The sequence below is a fragment of the Dryocola boscaweniae genome (genome assembly GCF_025215095.1).
Lineage (GTDB): Bacteria > Pseudomonadota > Gammaproteobacteria > Enterobacterales > Enterobacteriaceae > Dryocola > Dryocola boscaweniae.
Map to the genome: position 1 here is coordinate 222,611 of NZ_JALHAP010000081.1, position 15,352 is coordinate 237,962.

16 protein-coding genes are annotated in these 15,352 nt (G+C 53.7%); 10 read left to right on the plus strand and 6 right to left on the minus strand.

The features are described 5' to 3' along the window. Positions 1 to 43: 43 nt before the first annotated feature. Positions 44 to 709, minus strand: coding sequence for a 7-cyano-7-deazaguanine/7-aminomethyl-7-deazaguanine transporter (locus MUA00_RS16580; protein WP_271124127.1), 666 nt, complete (start codon positions 707 to 709; stop codon positions 44 to 46). Positions 710 to 886: 177 nt separating this feature from the next. Between MUA00_RS16580 and tusA the strand changes: the two genes are divergently transcribed. The 4 genes from tusA to MUA00_RS16600 all read left to right on the plus strand — a co-directional run bounded on the left by tusA (position 887) and on the right by MUA00_RS16600 (position 4,156). Beyond that, positions 887 to 1,132, plus strand: coding sequence for a sulfurtransferase TusA (tusA, locus tag MUA00_RS16585; RefSeq protein ID WP_271124128.1), 246 nt, complete (start codon positions 887 to 889; stop codon positions 1,130 to 1,132). Positions 1,133 to 1,327: 195 nt separating this feature from the next. Further along, positions 1,328 to 2,311: a TRAP transporter substrate-binding protein gene (locus MUA00_RS16590; RefSeq protein ID WP_271124129.1), complete on the plus strand. Its 984-nt coding sequence runs from the start codon at positions 1,328 to 1,330 to the stop codon at positions 2,309 to 2,311. A 31-nt stretch (positions 2,312 to 2,342) separates the two neighbouring features. Then, a complete protein-coding gene (locus MUA00_RS16595; protein WP_271124130.1) occupies positions 2,343 to 2,852 on the plus strand; it encodes a TRAP transporter small permease in 510 nt (169 codons plus the stop codon). Between the two features lie 17 nt (positions 2,853 to 2,869). Further along, positions 2,870 to 4,156, plus strand: a complete 1,287-nt coding sequence (locus tag MUA00_RS16600; RefSeq protein WP_271124131.1) for a TRAP transporter large permease — start codon at positions 2,870 to 2,872, stop codon at positions 4,154 to 4,156. A gap of 136 nt (positions 4,157 to 4,292) precedes the next feature. Here MUA00_RS16600 and zntA read toward each other — a convergent pair whose 3' ends face one another. Together zntA and MUA00_RS16610 are read right to left on the minus strand one after the other, a co-directional pair. After that, positions 4,293 to 6,494, minus strand: a complete 2,202-nt coding sequence (gene zntA, locus MUA00_RS16605; protein WP_271124132.1) for a Zn(II)/Cd(II)/Pb(II) translocating P-type ATPase ZntA — start codon at positions 6,492 to 6,494, stop codon at positions 4,293 to 4,295. Between the two features lie 83 nt (positions 6,495 to 6,577). Then, positions 6,578 to 7,204 (minus strand): lysoplasmalogenase, encoded by a 627-nt coding sequence (locus tag MUA00_RS16610; protein ID WP_271124133.1) that lies wholly within the window; start codon positions 7,202 to 7,204, stop codon positions 6,578 to 6,580. 171 nt (positions 7,205 to 7,375) lie between these two features. Between MUA00_RS16610 and MUA00_RS16615 the strand changes: the two genes are divergently transcribed. Next, a complete protein-coding gene (locus tag MUA00_RS16615) occupies positions 7,376 to 7,741 on the plus strand; it encodes a DUF2500 domain-containing protein (protein WP_271124134.1) in 366 nt (121 codons plus the stop codon). Here the strand turns inward: MUA00_RS16615 and MUA00_RS16620 are convergent. Continuing rightward, positions 7,735 to 8,004, minus strand: a complete 270-nt coding sequence (locus tag MUA00_RS16620; RefSeq protein ID WP_167614118.1) for a DUF1145 family protein — start codon at positions 8,002 to 8,004, stop codon at positions 7,735 to 7,737. The two genes, MUA00_RS16615 and MUA00_RS16620, sit on opposite strands and share 7 nt — an antisense overlap. A gap of 11 nt (positions 8,005 to 8,015) precedes the next feature. After that, positions 8,016 to 8,591 (minus strand): 16S rRNA (guanine(966)-N(2))-methyltransferase, encoded by a 576-nt coding sequence (gene rsmD, locus MUA00_RS16625; protein ID WP_271124135.1) that lies wholly within the window; start codon positions 8,589 to 8,591, stop codon positions 8,016 to 8,018. Between the two features lie 194 nt (positions 8,592 to 8,785). Between rsmD and ftsY the strand changes: the two genes are divergently transcribed. From ftsY to MUA00_RS16650, 5 genes are all read left to right on the plus strand, one after another. Further along, positions 8,786 to 10,303: a signal recognition particle-docking protein FtsY gene (ftsY, locus tag MUA00_RS16630; RefSeq protein ID WP_271124258.1), complete on the plus strand. Its 1,518-nt coding sequence runs from the start codon at positions 8,786 to 8,788 to the stop codon at positions 10,301 to 10,303. Positions 10,304 to 10,305: 2 nt separating this feature from the next. Beyond that, positions 10,306 to 10,974 (plus strand): cell division ATP-binding protein FtsE, encoded by a 669-nt coding sequence (ftsE, locus tag MUA00_RS16635; protein WP_271124136.1) that lies wholly within the window; start codon positions 10,306 to 10,308, stop codon positions 10,972 to 10,974. Then, positions 10,967 to 12,022: a permease-like cell division protein FtsX gene (gene ftsX / locus MUA00_RS16640; protein ID WP_271124137.1), complete on the plus strand. Its 1,056-nt coding sequence runs from the start codon at positions 10,967 to 10,969 to the stop codon at positions 12,020 to 12,022. Before ftsE ends, ftsX begins: the two co-directional genes overlap by 8 nt. Positions 12,023 to 12,296: 274 nt before the next feature. Next, positions 12,297 to 13,151: an RNA polymerase sigma factor RpoH gene (rpoH, locus tag MUA00_RS16645; RefSeq protein WP_271124138.1), complete on the plus strand. Its 855-nt coding sequence runs from the start codon at positions 12,297 to 12,299 to the stop codon at positions 13,149 to 13,151. A gap of 237 nt (positions 13,152 to 13,388) precedes the next feature. Beyond that, a complete protein-coding gene (locus tag MUA00_RS16650) occupies positions 13,389 to 14,492 on the plus strand; it encodes a branched-chain amino acid ABC transporter substrate-binding protein (RefSeq protein WP_271124139.1) in 1,104 nt (367 codons plus the stop codon). A gap of 89 nt (positions 14,493 to 14,581) precedes the next feature. Here MUA00_RS16650 and panM read toward each other — a convergent pair whose 3' ends face one another. After that, the gene (panM, locus tag MUA00_RS16655; protein WP_271124140.1) at positions 14,582 to 14,962 is read right to left on the minus strand and encodes an aspartate 1-decarboxylase autocleavage activator PanM; all 381 of its coding nucleotides are present in this window, start codon (positions 14,960 to 14,962) and stop codon (positions 14,582 to 14,584) included. Positions 14,963 to 15,352: the final 390 nt, after the last annotated feature.

Consider the following 15,352-nt stretch of genomic DNA (forward strand, 5'->3'; position numbering starts at 1 on the left):
GAGGGCAATCTCAGCATCTTAGCACAAGATAATTCAAGGACGGTCAACCGGGCTGCAAGCTCGACATTTCAGATTTGTCTGCCAGGCGTTTCAGCAACATATTGAGCAGCACGCCATACATTGGCAGGAAGAAAACGATGCTGATTAATACCTTAAAGCAGTAATCGACGATGGCTATCTCAACCCAGTGCTGCGCCATAAACGCGTCCGGGCTGCGCCAGAAGGCGATGAAAAAGAAGGAGAGCGTATCGCTGACATTGCCGAAAAGCGTCGAGGCCGTCGGCGCAAGCCACCAGCGCTTGTTCTGGCGCAGGCGGTTAAACACGTGAACATCGAGGATCTGCCCCAGCGCGTAAGCCATAAAGCTCGCGGTGGCAATGCGGGCGACAAACAGATTGAAGTGAGTCAGCGCCTCAAAGCCCTGCCAACTGCCCATATAAAACAGGGCCGAAATAGCATAGGAAATCACCAGCGCAGGGAGCATTACCGCGAAGATAATGCGCCGCGCGAGCGGAGCGCCAAAAATCCGCACCGTCAGATCGGTCGCCAGGAAGATAAACGGGAAGCTGAATGCACCCCAGGTTGTGTGGAATCCGAAGACCGAAACCGGGAGTTGCACCAGATAATTGCTGGAGGTGATCACCAGCAAATGGAATAGCGATAGCCAGAACAGCGCTTTCATGCGCCGTTGAGTTTGGAACTGCGTCATATTTTAGCCTTTTTAATAAATGGGGTGAGGGAACCCAGTAACCGCTTTTTAAAAGCCGGGGGATAATACTGCTTTAGCCCCGCTTTGCAACGGTTAATTTTAACGCAATCGTTCACGTCCCTTGCACGAGAATTTACCGGGCGTAAACTAGCGCGGTTTTTAAAATTCGAGACTGCCATGACTGATTTATTCGCCAACCCGGACCATACACTTGACGCCTTAGGCCTGCGCTGCCCCGAACCGGTAATGATGGTGCGTAAAACCGTGCGTAATATGCAGCCTGGCGAGACGCTGCTGGTGATTGCCGACGATCCCGCCACCACGCGTGACATCCCCGGTTTTTGCCGCTTTATGGAACATGAGCTGATTGCTCTGCAAGTAGAATCATTGCCTTATCGCTATCTGCTGCGTAAAGGCCAGTAGCCTACATATCCCTGTGTGCCCCGCACAGGGCTTCTGAACCTGCTTTGCACCTCTTCTGAACCTCAATTTCATTTTTTGCTGCTTTTGTGAACTGCTTCACCACCGCTTTTCTCCATCCAGGCTAATTTCTAATCGACAAAATAAAACATTGTTTTACTTCTTACCTACCTTACCTCAATCTGCTGGAGCGACACGATGAAGAAGACCTTTATGCCTGCTTTCGCTGGCCTGTGCCTGTCTGCCGCGTCACTGCTGTTTGCGCAGGCGAGTTATGCGCAAGTAATTAAAGCCGCCGATGTTCACCCCGAAGGCTATCCCAACGTCGTCGCTGTGCAACATATGGGGGAAAAGCTGAAGCAGCAAACCAACGGGGAGCTTGAGATTAAAGTCTTCCCAAGCGGCGTGCTCGGCGATGAAAAACAGATGATTGAGCAGGCGCAGATGGGGGCGATCGACATGATTCGTGTCTCCATGGCGCCGGTTGCCGCCATCCTGCCGGATGTAGAAGTCTTTACCTTGCCGTATGTGTTCCGCGATGAAGATCATATGCACAAAGTGATCGATGGCGATCTGGGTAAAGAAATTGGCGACAAACTCACCTCCAATCCCAAATCCCGCCTGGTGTTCCTCGGCTGGATGGATTCCGGCACGCGTAACCTGATTACCAAAAACCCGGTCGTGAAGGCGGAAGATTTACACGGCATGAAAATCCGCGTGCAGGGCAGCCCGGTCGCGCTTGCTACGCTTAAAGACATGGGGGCTAACTCCGTGGCGATGGGCGTGAGCGAAGTGTACAGCGGCATGCAAACCGGGGTTATCGACGGCGCGGAAAACAATCCGCCAACGTTTATCGCCCACAACTACATGCCGGTCGCTAAAAACTACACCCTGAGCGGCCACTTTATCACGCCGGAAATGCTGCTTTACTCCAAAGTAAAATGGGACAAGCTGAGCGCTGACGACCAGCAAAAAATCCTCAAACTTGCCCGCGAAGCGCAGATGGAACAGCGAGAGCTATGGAACGCTTATAACAAACAGGCGCTGGAAAAAATGAAGGCAGGGGGCGTGCAATTCCACGAAATCGACAAGGCCTGGTTTGTGAAAGCGACCGAGCCGGTTCGCAAAGAATACGGCGAGAAGCATCAGAGTCTGATGAAAGCCATCGCTGACGTCCAGTAAACCCTGCGGCTAACGATTTCGTGGAGGGCATATGTCCCAAAGCTACTCAAACTGGATGGATAAAGTTTACCTGGCGGCGATGATCGTCGCCGGTTTCTCTTTGCTTATCATGACCGTCATTATTCCGATCGGGATTTTCTCGCGGTATGTGCTCAACCGTGGGGAATCCTGGCCGGAGCCGGTGGCAATAATCTGCATGGTGACATTTACGTTTATCGGCGCGGCGGTGAGCTATCGCGCCGGTTCCCACATCGCGGTAAATATGCTGACGGACCGTCTGCCGCAGGCGCTGCAAACGCTCTGCGCACGCGTTGTCGATCTGCTGATGCTGCTGATTTCATTCGTAATGTTTTACTACAGCTACTTTCTGTGTGCGGATTTATGGCAGCAGCCTGTGGCGGAGTTTCCTGTACTGACGTCGGGGCAAACCTACCTGCCGTTGCCGATTGGCGCGGTGTTGCTGATTTTGTTTGTTATTGAGCGATTGCTGTTTGGTTCTCAGGAGAACCGTCCGGTGGTGCTGCTTGGTAATCACGGTTAAAGCCTGGGGACTCCAACATGGACGCATTTATCTTATTAGCCACGCTCGGCGTGCTGCTGGCGGTCGGGATGCCCGTCGCTTTTGCCGTAGGCCTCAGCGCTATGGTCGGGGCGCTGTGGATTGATTTGCCGCTCGAAGCAATCATGATTCAAATCACCAGCGGGGTGAACAAATTCACGCTGCTTGCGATCCCGTTCTTTATTCTGGCTGGCGCAATCATGGCGGAAGGCGGCATTGCGCGCCGTCTGGTGAATTTTGCCTATATTTTTGTGGGATTTATTCGCGGCGGCCTGTCGCTTGTGAATATCGTTGCCTCTACTTTCTTCGGCGCGATTTCAGGATCGTCGGTGGCGGATACTGCGTCGATCGGCAGCGTAATGATCCCGGAAATGGAGAAAAAAGGTTATCCGCGCGAATACGCGGCGGCGGTCACCGCAAGCGGATCGGTACAGGCGATTTTGATCCCGCCAAGCCATAACTCGGTGATTTATTCGCTGGCGGCAGGGGGTACGGTTTCTATCGCCACGCTGTTTATCGCCGGCGTGCTGCCGGGGCTGCTGCTGAGCTTTTGTTTGATGGCAATGTGCCTGGGATTCGCTCATAAACGCGGCTACCCGAAAGGCGAGCGTATTCCCTTTAAGCAGGCCCTGAAAATATTCTTTGATGCTTTATGGGGCTTGATGACAGTGGTCATCATCCTTGGCGGTATTCTGACCGGCGTATTCACCGCCACGGAATCTGCAGCGGTGGCCTGCGTCTGGGCGTTCTTCGTCACTATGTTTATCTACCGCGATTATAAATGGAACGAATTGCCGAAGCTGATGTTCCGCACCGTGAAAACCGTCTCTATCGTGATGATTTTGATTGGCTTTGCGGCGGCTTTTGGCGCGGTGATGACCTATATGCAGCTCCCGGCGCGTATCACCGAGTTCTTCACGTCGCTGTCCGATAACAAGTACGTGATCCTGATGTACCTGAACGTCATGCTGCTGCTGATCGGCACGCTGATGGACATGGCGCCGATCATTTTGATCCTGACTCCGGTGCTGCTGCCGGTGACCAACTCGCTGGGCATCGATCCGGTGCATTTCGGGATGATCATGATGGTGAACCTGGGTATCGGCCTGATCACCCCGCCGGTTGGCTCGGTGCTGTTTGTCGCAAGCGCGGTCAGCAAACAAAAAATAGAGGTGGTGGTGCGGGCCATGCTGCCGTTCTACTTCATGTTGCTGGTGGTGCTGGCGATGGTGACCTACATCCCGTGGGTTTCTTTGTGGCTACCGCATGCTCTGGGGATGAACTAAACCCGGCGGATGACGCTTCGCTTATCCGCCCTACTTAACGAGGTTAACTCTCTTTGTCGTAGGTCGGATAAGCGAAGCGTCATCCGACAAAAAAAACCGTCAAGTTGGGGCCGGAAGGTTCAGCGTCATCCAGCTGTTATTTTTTCCGCAGTAGCCTCAGCGCATTCGCCGTAACCAGAGCTGTAGCTCCCGAATCGGCGAGCACAGCCAGCCACAGGCCGGTCAGCCCCATCAGCGTTGTGATCAGGAATATCCCTTTTAACCCCAGCGCTATCGTGATGTTCTGACGAATATTACTGTGCGTTGCTCGTGCCAGGCCAATCATGCTCGCAAGTTCCGTCAGGCGATTGTGCGTCAGCGCCGCATCGGCGGTTTCCAGCGCAACGTCGGTCCCGCTGCCCATGGCAATGCCGATGGTCGCAGCTTTCATTGCCGGGGCATCGTTGATGCCGTCGCCAACCATCGCCAGCGGTTGCTGCGCGTTCAATGCGTTCACGGCCTTAACTTTGTCGGCCGGCAGCAGACTGGCGCGATAATGTATGCCTAATTCATCAGCGATGGCGGCGGCAGCACGAGGGTTATCGCCCGTCAGCATCACGCCCTGCACGCCGATATTTTTCAGGGCCGTAATCGCTTCTTTAGCATCGCTGCGCAGCGTATCGCGCATGGCGATAATACCCAGCAGCTTACCGTGCCCGACAATGACAATGACCGTCTGGCCTTTCGCTTCCAGATGGGTGATGCGCTGTTGCCAGCTTTCATTCAGCACGGCTGCGGGAAGTTTGCCTGGCGAGCTAAGCAACAGCGTTTCGCCATTGATTGTTGCTTCTACGCCAATGCCGGCCAGCGCACGATGCGATTCGGTTGTGGTCAGAGTAAGCTTCCGCAGTTGCGCTTCATGCACGATGGCCTGAGCAAGCGGGTGCGACGAGCCCTGTTCGACGGCGGCAGCCAACTCCAGCAGAGCATTCTCGTTCAGTGAATCAGCCGCTTCAATTGCGGTAACCTGCGGCTTTCCTGCCGTCAGCGTGCCGGTTTTATCGAAGGCTATCTGTTGGACCCGGCCAAGGCGTTCCAGCGCCGCGCCGCCTTTGATCAATGCGCCGTGACGAGCGGCGGCGGCGAGGCCTGAGGTTATTGCGGCCGGAGTCGAAATCACCAGCGCGCACGGGCAGCCAATCAGCAGCAGCGCCAGCCCTTTATAAATCCATTCGCTCCAGCTTTGCCCGAACAACAGAGGTGGAATAACGGCGGCAAGCAGCGCTATCGCCATAATAATCGGCGTATAGATACGGCTGAAGCGGTCGATAAAGCGTTCGATAGGCGCGCGGCGTTCGTCCGCTTCTTCGATTAAACGCAGAATGCGATCTATAGCGCTGTCGCCCGGCTCGGAGATCACTTCGAGTTGAACAAGCCTGTCAACGCTGGTGCTGCCCGCCGGGACTTTCTCGTTTTGGCTACGCTCCACCGGCACCGATTCGCCGGTTAAAGCGCTTTCATCGAAGCTGGCGCTTTCGCTGAGCAGGCGACCATCCGCCGGTAAGCGGCCGCCAGCAGAGACTTCAATCACATCGCCGGGACGAAGATCGCCCAGCGCGACGTTTTCTCTTTCGCCGTTGCGAATGCGTGTTGCGACTTCGGGCTTGAGCGCCATCAGAGCACTTACCCCGCGTCTGGCGCGGCTTGCAGCATAGGATTCAAGACGTTCGCCAACAAGGAACAGCAGCAGCACCATGGCTGCTTCGGCCGTTGCGCCGATAAAAAGCGCGCCAGCCGCGGCGACGCTCATCAGCGTTTCGATGGCGAACCAGTTACCGCTGCGAATCAGGTGCACGGCCTGATGAGCAATGGGCCACAGGCCGACCAGCGTGGTGGCAATAAACGCCATGTTGCCAAACGGATGGTTGAATTGTTCCAGCCCCCAGCTTACCGCCATCATGATGGCCAGAGTGATAAGCGGTAAGTTTTCACGCCAGCCAGAACTGGAAATAACTGCCGGCGCGGCGCTGTCGCGCAGGCTATATCCGGCGGCTTTTACTGCTTTCTCGACTTCCTGACGAATATCCCGTGGCGCGGTAACAAGCAGTTTTTCTGTCGCAAACAGGACCTGCACGTGTTGTATGTCAGGGATTTGTTTTACTGCGTTTTCGACTTTGCGTGCACAGGCTGCGCAGTCCATGCCTGAGACCTGCCAGCTATAGCGCTCGCCTTTCTCCAGGACAACCTCGGGCTGGGGCACGGCAGAACATTGCTCGTCATTGCAGCAGGAAGGCGCTTCGGCTGGCAACGGGCTTAACTTTGCCCTGGCAAACTGCGGGGGTTTTTTAGCGTTGAGCATACGCCCTCCTGGGTAATGATAATATTCTCATTACCGATGTTACACTCTGGAGCTTACTCCAGAGTCAAGAGGGAATATGCGGCTTAGATGTACAGCGCGCGGACAATCATAAAGTGTCCGGCAAAATAGCAGGCGGCGGCAATGGCGCTGTCGCCGGTAAAGCGGCGGCGATAGTGGCTAATCAACCAGACAATATTGCCCAGCAAGAGAAGCGTCGCGCCGACAAAACCCGAGAGGCTGTTGCTTGTCGGGCGGAAGAAATACAGCTCGCCTGCCAGCCACACCATCACAAGCGTCATGCCGATAAAAGTCATGATTGGCCAACGGAATATTTCCAGCCGCGTCCAGATAATCGCCACCAGGATCGCCCCGATAACGAGCAAGGCCAGCGGCAACGGCCAGAAGAAAGAGAGCGTCATCTGGCTGGCGAAATAGAGGGCATACAGTAGATGCGAAAGGAAGAAAGCGCCGATGGCGTATAGCATGCGCTGTGTCGGCAGCAGCATAAGCGCATCGCCCGTAAGCGTTGCCAGCAAACCGGCGAGGATCAGATACCCCGTAGCCTCAAACATCGGCGCCTGCCAGGCCAGCAATAACAACAGTAACAGCGTGACCGGCTTAAATACCCAGCGTTGCCAGGCTGGACCCCGATAGGAAGCATCTACATAGAGCCATCCGGAAAAGAATACGGCGATGAAAGACCAAAGCATGGCGTGTCCCTTTTGCTTAGGGCGGGTAAGCGTTAGCGTCACCCGCCGGAATTTACATAATGTATTTTAAGCCTGTGTTCCTTACTTCAGTCTAGTGGTCAAAGTCGAGGGATGACAATGCCCGGACGTGGGAGGTATTCTTAAAAGCGCCTGACAAATCGAGATAAATCCATGAGTAAGCCGCCTGTTTTCTTTATTGCCATCATCGTGTTAATCGTGGTGGCCGCGTCATTTCGCTTTATGCAGCAGCGCCGTCAGAACGCTGAAAACGATGCCGCGCCGCTGAGCCAAAAAAGCGTGATAGTGGCAACCAAGCGCGAAACGCCAGCCAATGACAGGCGTTCACGTCAGCGCGAGGTTACGCCTGCCGGTAGCTCGATACGTTATGAGGTGCGGTTCCGCCCACAGACGGGCGGAATGGAGATGAAAATGCGCGTATCGGCAGCGATTTATCATGATCTGAGCGTTGGGGATAAAGGCACATTACAGTACAAAGGAACGCGCTTTATCGGCTTTATCCCTGAATCCGCTCACTGACCTTTGCGCAGATTCTTCTGCCAGGCCAGCAGTTCAAAGACTCCGAAGACGAAGATTTTAAGCTGCTGAACGCGGCTCAGCGGCGGGCCGTCTTTCGGCTGGGTTGATTTCAACAGCGCCAACTGCATGGCGTGCATAATCGCCATAAAAATCAGCGCTACGTTGACAAAAATATTCAGCGGTCGCGGGAAAGGATGGAAAATATTCAGTAACAAAAAGGCCCACACGCACAGCATCAGCAGCCTGCCCAGATTAATCAACATGGTATCTCTCCTTAAGCTTCGCGGTGATAGAGGCGATAGGCGACCTGTCCGGCCACTTTTTCACGGTGTAATGTCCAGCCTGCGGGCACCGGCGGCATGCCGTTTTCCACTTCACTTTCGATGTAGATTAGCGCGTCTTCGGCCAGCCAGCCGTTCTGCTCCAGCAGCTTAAGCGTCTCTTCCAGCAGCCCCTTACGGAACGGCGGATCGACAAACACAACGGTATGAGGTTTGCCTGGTTGTGCCAGGTAATTCAATGTATTGGTGTTTACGACGAGGCCATTTTCAGCTTTCAGCGTGACGAGGTTTTTCTGCAACTGTTGGGAGACATGGCGATCCATCTCCAGAAGCGTAGCGCTTGCGGCATAACGAGACAGTGCTTCCAGCCCCAGCGCGCCGCTGCCTGCGAAGCAGTCCAGCACGCTTGCATCCACCATTGTCGGGGCCAGCCAGTTGAACAAAGTTTCGCGTACCCGGTCGGTTGTTGGACGCAGGCCTGGGCTGTCGGGAACGGGGAGTTTTCGGCCGCGCCATTGGCCGCCAATAATACGGATCTGGCCTGTGCCTGTGGATTGGGGTTTCTTCATGAGACTCACTGCGATGCGATTTTTGACGACTATTCTAGCGGCGCGAAGAACACGGGGAAACCTTATTCCGCCAGAGTGCCGCTAGCTGTGGGAAAGTGATAGACTAACATATTCAATCGATGATTATTTTCAGTGTCCGGGGCAAGTATTCCCGGGCCTGTGCCATGAATCAACAGCGAGGAGTACGTTCGCAAATGGCGAAAGAGAAAAAACGCGGCTTTTTTTCCTGGTTGGGCTTTGGTCAGAAAGAGCAGGAACCGGAACAAGACACAGAACAAAAAGATTTAGCAGAACAACCGGTTGCTGAAGACCTTGTTGAGCAGAATGCTGAGCAAATCGTCGAACCAGAACAGCCCGCGACGGTTGAGGAAATCGCAGGCTTCGCGCAGGACGTTGTAGAAGTAAGCGAGAAGCTGGCCGAAAGCGACGCATCTGAAGCGGTGGCCGAGCCGGAAATTACCAGCGAACCAGCGCCGGTTATCGAATCGGAAGCCGTTGAGCCGGAAGTTCTGCATGAACCAGAATCCGTTGCCCGGCCGCAGGCTGCTATCGAGCATGAAGAGCTGCCCCTGCCCGAAGAAGTCGCGGAAATCGAGCCGGAAGCGGACGAGTGGCAGGCAGAACAAGAGCATATTGTCGACGAAACCGTTGCTGAAATCGAAGAAGTGGTTGCCGCGCATGTCGAATACGCGCCCGTTGAAGAAGCGCCGTCAGAAGTCGATGCTGCTGGACACGCGCAGGAAGAACTCGCGCAGCCTGACGATACGCAGCAGGAACAAGAGAGGCCGACCAAAGAAGGTTTCTTCGCTCGTCTGAAACGCAGCTTGCTGAAAACAAAGCAGAATCTCGGTTCCGGATTTATCAGTCTGTTCCGCGGCAAGAAAATCGACGACGATCTGTTTGAAGAGCTGGAAGAGCAGTTGCTGATTGCCGATGTTGGCGTTGAAACCACGCGTAAAATTATCAGCAACCTTACTGAAGGCGCGAGCCGTAAAGATCTGCGCGATGCCGAAGCGCTTTACGGCATGCTGAAAGACGAAATGGGCGAAATCCTGGCGAAAGTCGATGAGCCGCTTAACGTTGAAGGCAAAACGCCGTTTGTTATCCTGATGGTCGGCGTAAACGGCGTGGGTAAAACCACCACCATCGGTAAACTGGCGCGTCAGTTCCAGCAGGAAGGTAAATCGGTCATGCTGGCGGCGGGCGATACCTTCCGCGCCGCAGCGGTCGAGCAGCTCCAGGTGTGGGGGCAGCGCAACAATATTCCTGTTGTCGCTCAGCATACCGGGGCTGATTCCGCTTCGGTTATTTTCGATGCGATTCAGGCGGCGAAAGCGCGAGGCGTCGATGTGCTGCTGGCCGATACCGCAGGACGTTTGCAGAACAAAGCGCACCTGATGGAAGAGTTGAAGAAAATTGTGCGCGTGATGAAAAAGCTGGACGAAGACGCCCCGCATGAGGTTATGCTCACTATCGACGCCAGTACCGGCCAGAATGCGGTAAGCCAGGCGAAACTGTTCCATGAAGCCGTGGGGCTTACGGGCATTACCCTGACTAAACTGGATGGCACAGCCAAAGGCGGCGTGATTTTCTCCGTGGCCGATCAGTTTGGCATTCCGATTCGCTACATTGGCGTCGGCGAACGAATTGAGGACTTACGTCCGTTTAAAGCGGACGATTTTATTGAGGCACTTTTTGCCCGAGAGGATTAACAATGATTCGCTTTGAACACGTCAGTAAAGCCTATCTCGGTGGACGACAAGCGTTGCAGGGAGTCACCTTCCATATGCAACCCGGCGAGATGGCTTTTCTGACCGGCCACTCTGGCGCAGGGAAAAGTACCCTGCTCAAGCTTATCTGCGGTATTGAACGGCCAAGCGCCGGGAAAATCTCCTTTAGCGGCCACGATATCAGCCGTCTGAAAAGCCGGGAGGTACCGTTCCTGCGACGCCAGATTGGCATGATCTTTCAGGATCACCACCTGTTAATGGACCGAACGGTTTACGATAACGTGGCGATCCCGCTGATCATTGCCGGGGCCAGCGGTGAAGATATTCGCCGCCGCGTGAGCGCCGCTCTGGATAAGGTCGGCCTGCTGGACAAAGCGAAGAACTTCCCGATTCAGCTCTCCGGCGGTGAACAGCAGCGCGTGGGCATCGCTCGCGCGGTGGTTAATAAACCTGCCGTATTGCTGGCGGATGAACCGACAGGTAACCTGGACGATGCCCTTTCGGAAGGTATTCTGCGCCTGTTCGAAGAGTTTAACCGCGTTGGCGTTACGGTTCTGATGGCGACGCACGACCTCGGTCTTATCTCCCGTCGTAATTATCGTATGTTGACGTTAAGTGATGGCCATTTGCATGGAGGCCTGGCAGGTGAATAAACGCAATGCGCTCAATCACATCAAGCGCTTCAGCAACAAGCTGGATAAAATCAATAAGCTGAACAAGTTAGGGGATTTAGGCCGCTCGGTGAAAAAACGCGGTAAAGGGCCTCAATCGAAAGCCCGTTCGCTCAAGGGCGGCGTGAACGAACAGTTCCGCTACGCCTGGGAAGGCGCGGTACAGGACCTAAAAAGCAAGCCGCTTGCCACTTTCCTCACCATAATGGTTATCGCTATTTCGCTTACGCTGCCGAGCGTATGCTACATGGTTTACAAAAACGTGAATCAGGCCGCGACGCAGTATTATCCTTCGCCGCAAATCACCGTTTATCTCGATAAAGCGCTGGATGATAACGCAGCGCAGCAGGTGGTGGGCGCTATTCAGGCCGAAGAGGGCGTGGATAAAGTTAACTACCTGTCTCGCGATGAAGCTCTGGGTGAATTCCGTAACTGGTCAGGCTTTGGTGGCGCGCTGGATATGCTGGAAGAAAACCCGCTGCCAGCGGTGGCGGTGGTTAATCCAAAACTGGATTTCCAGAGCACAGACCATCTGAACACCTTGCGTGACCGCGTGGCGCGTATCAACGGCGTGGATGAAGTACGCATGGATGATAGCTGGTTTGCGCGGCTTGCGGCGTTGACGGGCCTGGTCGGTCGGGTATCTGCCATGATCGGCATCTTAATGATTGCCGCTGTGTTCCTGGTGATTGGTAACAGCGTGCGGCTAAGTATTTTTGCCCGCCGCGACACCATTAACGTGCAAAAACTGATTGGCGCAACGGATGGTTTTATCCTGCGGCCCTTCCTGTACGGCGGTGCGCTGTTAGGTTTTACCGGAGCGTTTTTATCGCTCATTCTTTCAGAGATTCTGGTGCTGCGGCTGTCTTCGGCGGTAACGGAAGTGGCGCAGGTATTCGGAACGAAATTCGATATTTCGGGTTTAGGTTTTGACGAATGTCTGCTGTTGCTGCTGGTATCCGCAATGATTGGCTGGACGGCCGCCTGGATCGCCACCGTGCAACATTTACGTCGCTTTACCCCAGAATAAAATTTTTTTGATATACTTTGTCCCCGGCTTACGGTGTTCCCGTTTGCAGGGGATACAGTCCCGTCTTCGGTTCGACGTATTTCCTGCCGTGTTCGTCGTGCTGTCACATTTTGTGTGTAATCTATACACAGCCATACATTGAACTTGTGGATAAGATCACTGTCTGAGTGTAGTGTGAATGGTACGGTTTGGCGCGTCGACGTGAAGTCAGTGCGTTTGCCATATGAAGAATTGCTGTGGCAACCTGTACGTTAGTCTCTAAGAGAGGGTTTGAATGACCAAAGAAATGCAAAATTTAGCTTTAGCCCCTGTTGGTAACCTGGAATCTTATATCCGGGCTGCTAATTCCTGGCCGATGTTAACGGCTGAGGAAGAGAAGGAGCTGGCTGAAAAGCTGCATTACCAGGGCTGCCTGGAATCAGCGAAAAGGCTGATCCTGTCTCACCTGCGCTTTGTTGTTCACATCGCTCGTAATTATTCGGGCTATGGTCTGCCGCAGGCCGATCTGATCCAGGAAGGTAATATCGGCCTGATGAAAGCGGTGCGCCGCTTCAACCCGGAAGTGGGTGTCCGCCTGGTTTCCTTTGCCGTGCACTGGATCAAGGCTGAAATTCACGAATACGTGCTGCGTAACTGGCGTATCGTGAAAGTGGCAACCACCAAAGCGCAGCGTAAATTGTTCTTTAATCTGCGTAAAACTAAACAACGTCTGGGGTGGTTTAATCAGGACGAAGTGGAAATGGTCGCAAGCGAGCTTGGTGTTTCCAGCAAAGACGTGCGTGAAATGGAATCCCGCATGGCGGCGCAGGACATGACCTTTGACATGGGTAACGATGACGACTCCGACAGCGCGCCAATGGCGCCGGTGCTGTTCCTGCAGGATAAATCGTCTAACTTTGCCGACGGCATCGAAGACGACAACTGGGAATCGCACGCGGCTGATAAACTCAGCGATGCCATGTTAGGCCTGGACGAGCGCAGCCAGGATATCATCCGCGCGCGCTGGCTTGATGAAGATAACAAAAGCACGCTGCAAGAACTTGCTGACCGCTACGGCGTTTCCGCAGAGCGTGTTCGTCAGCTAGAAAAGAACGCGATGAAAAAACTGCGTATGGCTATCGAAGCCTAAGCGTTTTCAATAAGATTGAAAAACCGCCTCCCGGGGCGGTTTTTTTATGCCCGTCATCTCCCGCTCGGTTAATCCCATTCTTAGGTGACAAAATTGTTATTCCAAAAACCGCAAAATCGGGTATGTTTTTAGCACGGAGTGCGGCGAAGGCCTGCGCGGTTATCTCCACATCAAAAATAAAACAGCGCCAAAACAACACAACAAATACCAATCACAACAAGAATGGGGATTCTCAGGATGAAAATGAAGGGCAAAGCGTTACTGGCTGGCTGTATCGCACTGGCGATGAGCAATGCGGCATTTGCAAAGGACATTAAAGTAGCGGTAGTTGGCGCTATGTCCGGCCCGGTTGCACAGTACGGCGATCAGGAATTCACCGGCGCAGAACAGGCGGTTGCCGATATTAATGCGAAAGGCGGAATTAAAGGCGACAAGCTGGTCATCACCAAATATGACGACGCCTGCGACCCGAAACAAGCGGTAGCGGTTGCCAACAAAGTGATTAATGACGGCATTAAATACGTTATCGGCCACCTGTGTTCCTCTTCTACTCAGCCCGCGTCGGATATCTATGAAGACGAAGGCATTCTGATGATTACGCCTGCGGCAACCGCACCGGAACTGACCGCGCGTGGCTACAAACTGACTCTGCGCACCACGGGTCTGGATTCCGATCAGGGACCAACCGCGGCAAAATATATCCTTGAGCATGTAAAACCGAAAAATATCGCGGTCATTCATGACAAACAGCAATACGGCGAAGGTCTGGCGCGTTCGGTTCAGGACAACCTGAAAAAAGGCGGCGCGAACGTAGTGTTCTTTGACGGGATCACCGCAGGCGAGAAAGACTTCTCTACGCTTGTGGCGCGTCTGAAGAAAGAAAATATCGATTTCGTTTACTACGGCGGTTATCACCCGGAAATGGGTCAGATTCTGCGTCAGTCTCGCGCAGCCGGCCTGAAAACCCAGTTTATGGGGCCAGAAGGCGTTGCGAACGTATCCCTGTCTAACATTGCCGGCGCTTCTGCTGAAGGCATGTTAGTGACCAAGCCGAAAAACTACGATCAGGTTCCTGCTAACAAACCAATCGTTGATGCGATCAAAGCGAAGAAACAGGATCCTAGCGGTGCATTCGTGTGGACGACCTATGCTGCGCTGCAATCGCTGGCGGCAGGTCTGAATAAATCAGAAGATCCGGCTGAAATCGCTACTTATCTGAAAGCGAGCTCGGTGGACACGGTCATGGGGCCGCTGTCATGGGATGAGAAGGGCGATCTGAAAGGCTTTGAATTCGGCGTGTTTACCTGGCATGCCGACGGCACGGCGACAGACGCTAAGTAAAACCTGTCGGGCGGCGCTGACGCTTGCCCGACCTACCATTGTTCAGGCGATCGTAGGTCGGATAAGCGCTGCGCCATCGGACATTTATCTTACTTCTCCCAACCGCCGGTCTGCGCCCGGAATCCCAACGCTTGCATAAACGCCGCCATCACGCCGCGGTCTTCCACGCCCACGTCGGCCATCCACCAGTGAGTGACCGCCGGATTATCACGCAGCACTTCTTCCAGTAAATATTGCCCCACGCCGCGTCGGCGGGTAATTTCGCGTACCCGCAAAGAATCCAGCGCGCCCTGCGTCCCTGTGAGCGTAACGCGTACAGCGCCCAGCAGACGCTCATTAAATTTTGCGGCGTAAATACGATGGGTGTCGCTGAGCCTGAGCGAAGCGCTGGAATATTCCGGCCAGATCTTAGCGAGATCGATTTCATCCTGGGCACTACACTCAAACAGACGAATGATGGTGAGTTTCATAAACGAGCTAACCAAAAAGCGGGAAAACACCGAGTGTAACCAATTTATTTGCGCCAGACGCTTTATCTTTTTTCAGCCGTCTGACAGTCGATTGCATTATGTGACAAACATTAAGCAGTTTGAAACGCGTCAGAATGAAATTTGCTCAGTATAAAACCCTAAAACCCAGTGATTTATTCCGCTCTTTATGCCGCTATTTTATGCTGAAAACGGCGCTTTTTTTTGTTTCACTCTGCTCAAATACAGAATAATATCTCCGCTTAATAGCCTGAAAAATAGAGCTTTTGGTTGAAAAATTGTAAATTTTGACGCTAAGCCATTAAAGGCACTGGTAAAAATCATCATTGATTACAAAAAGCACAGTCTGTTTTTTGACCAGCATAAAACCAC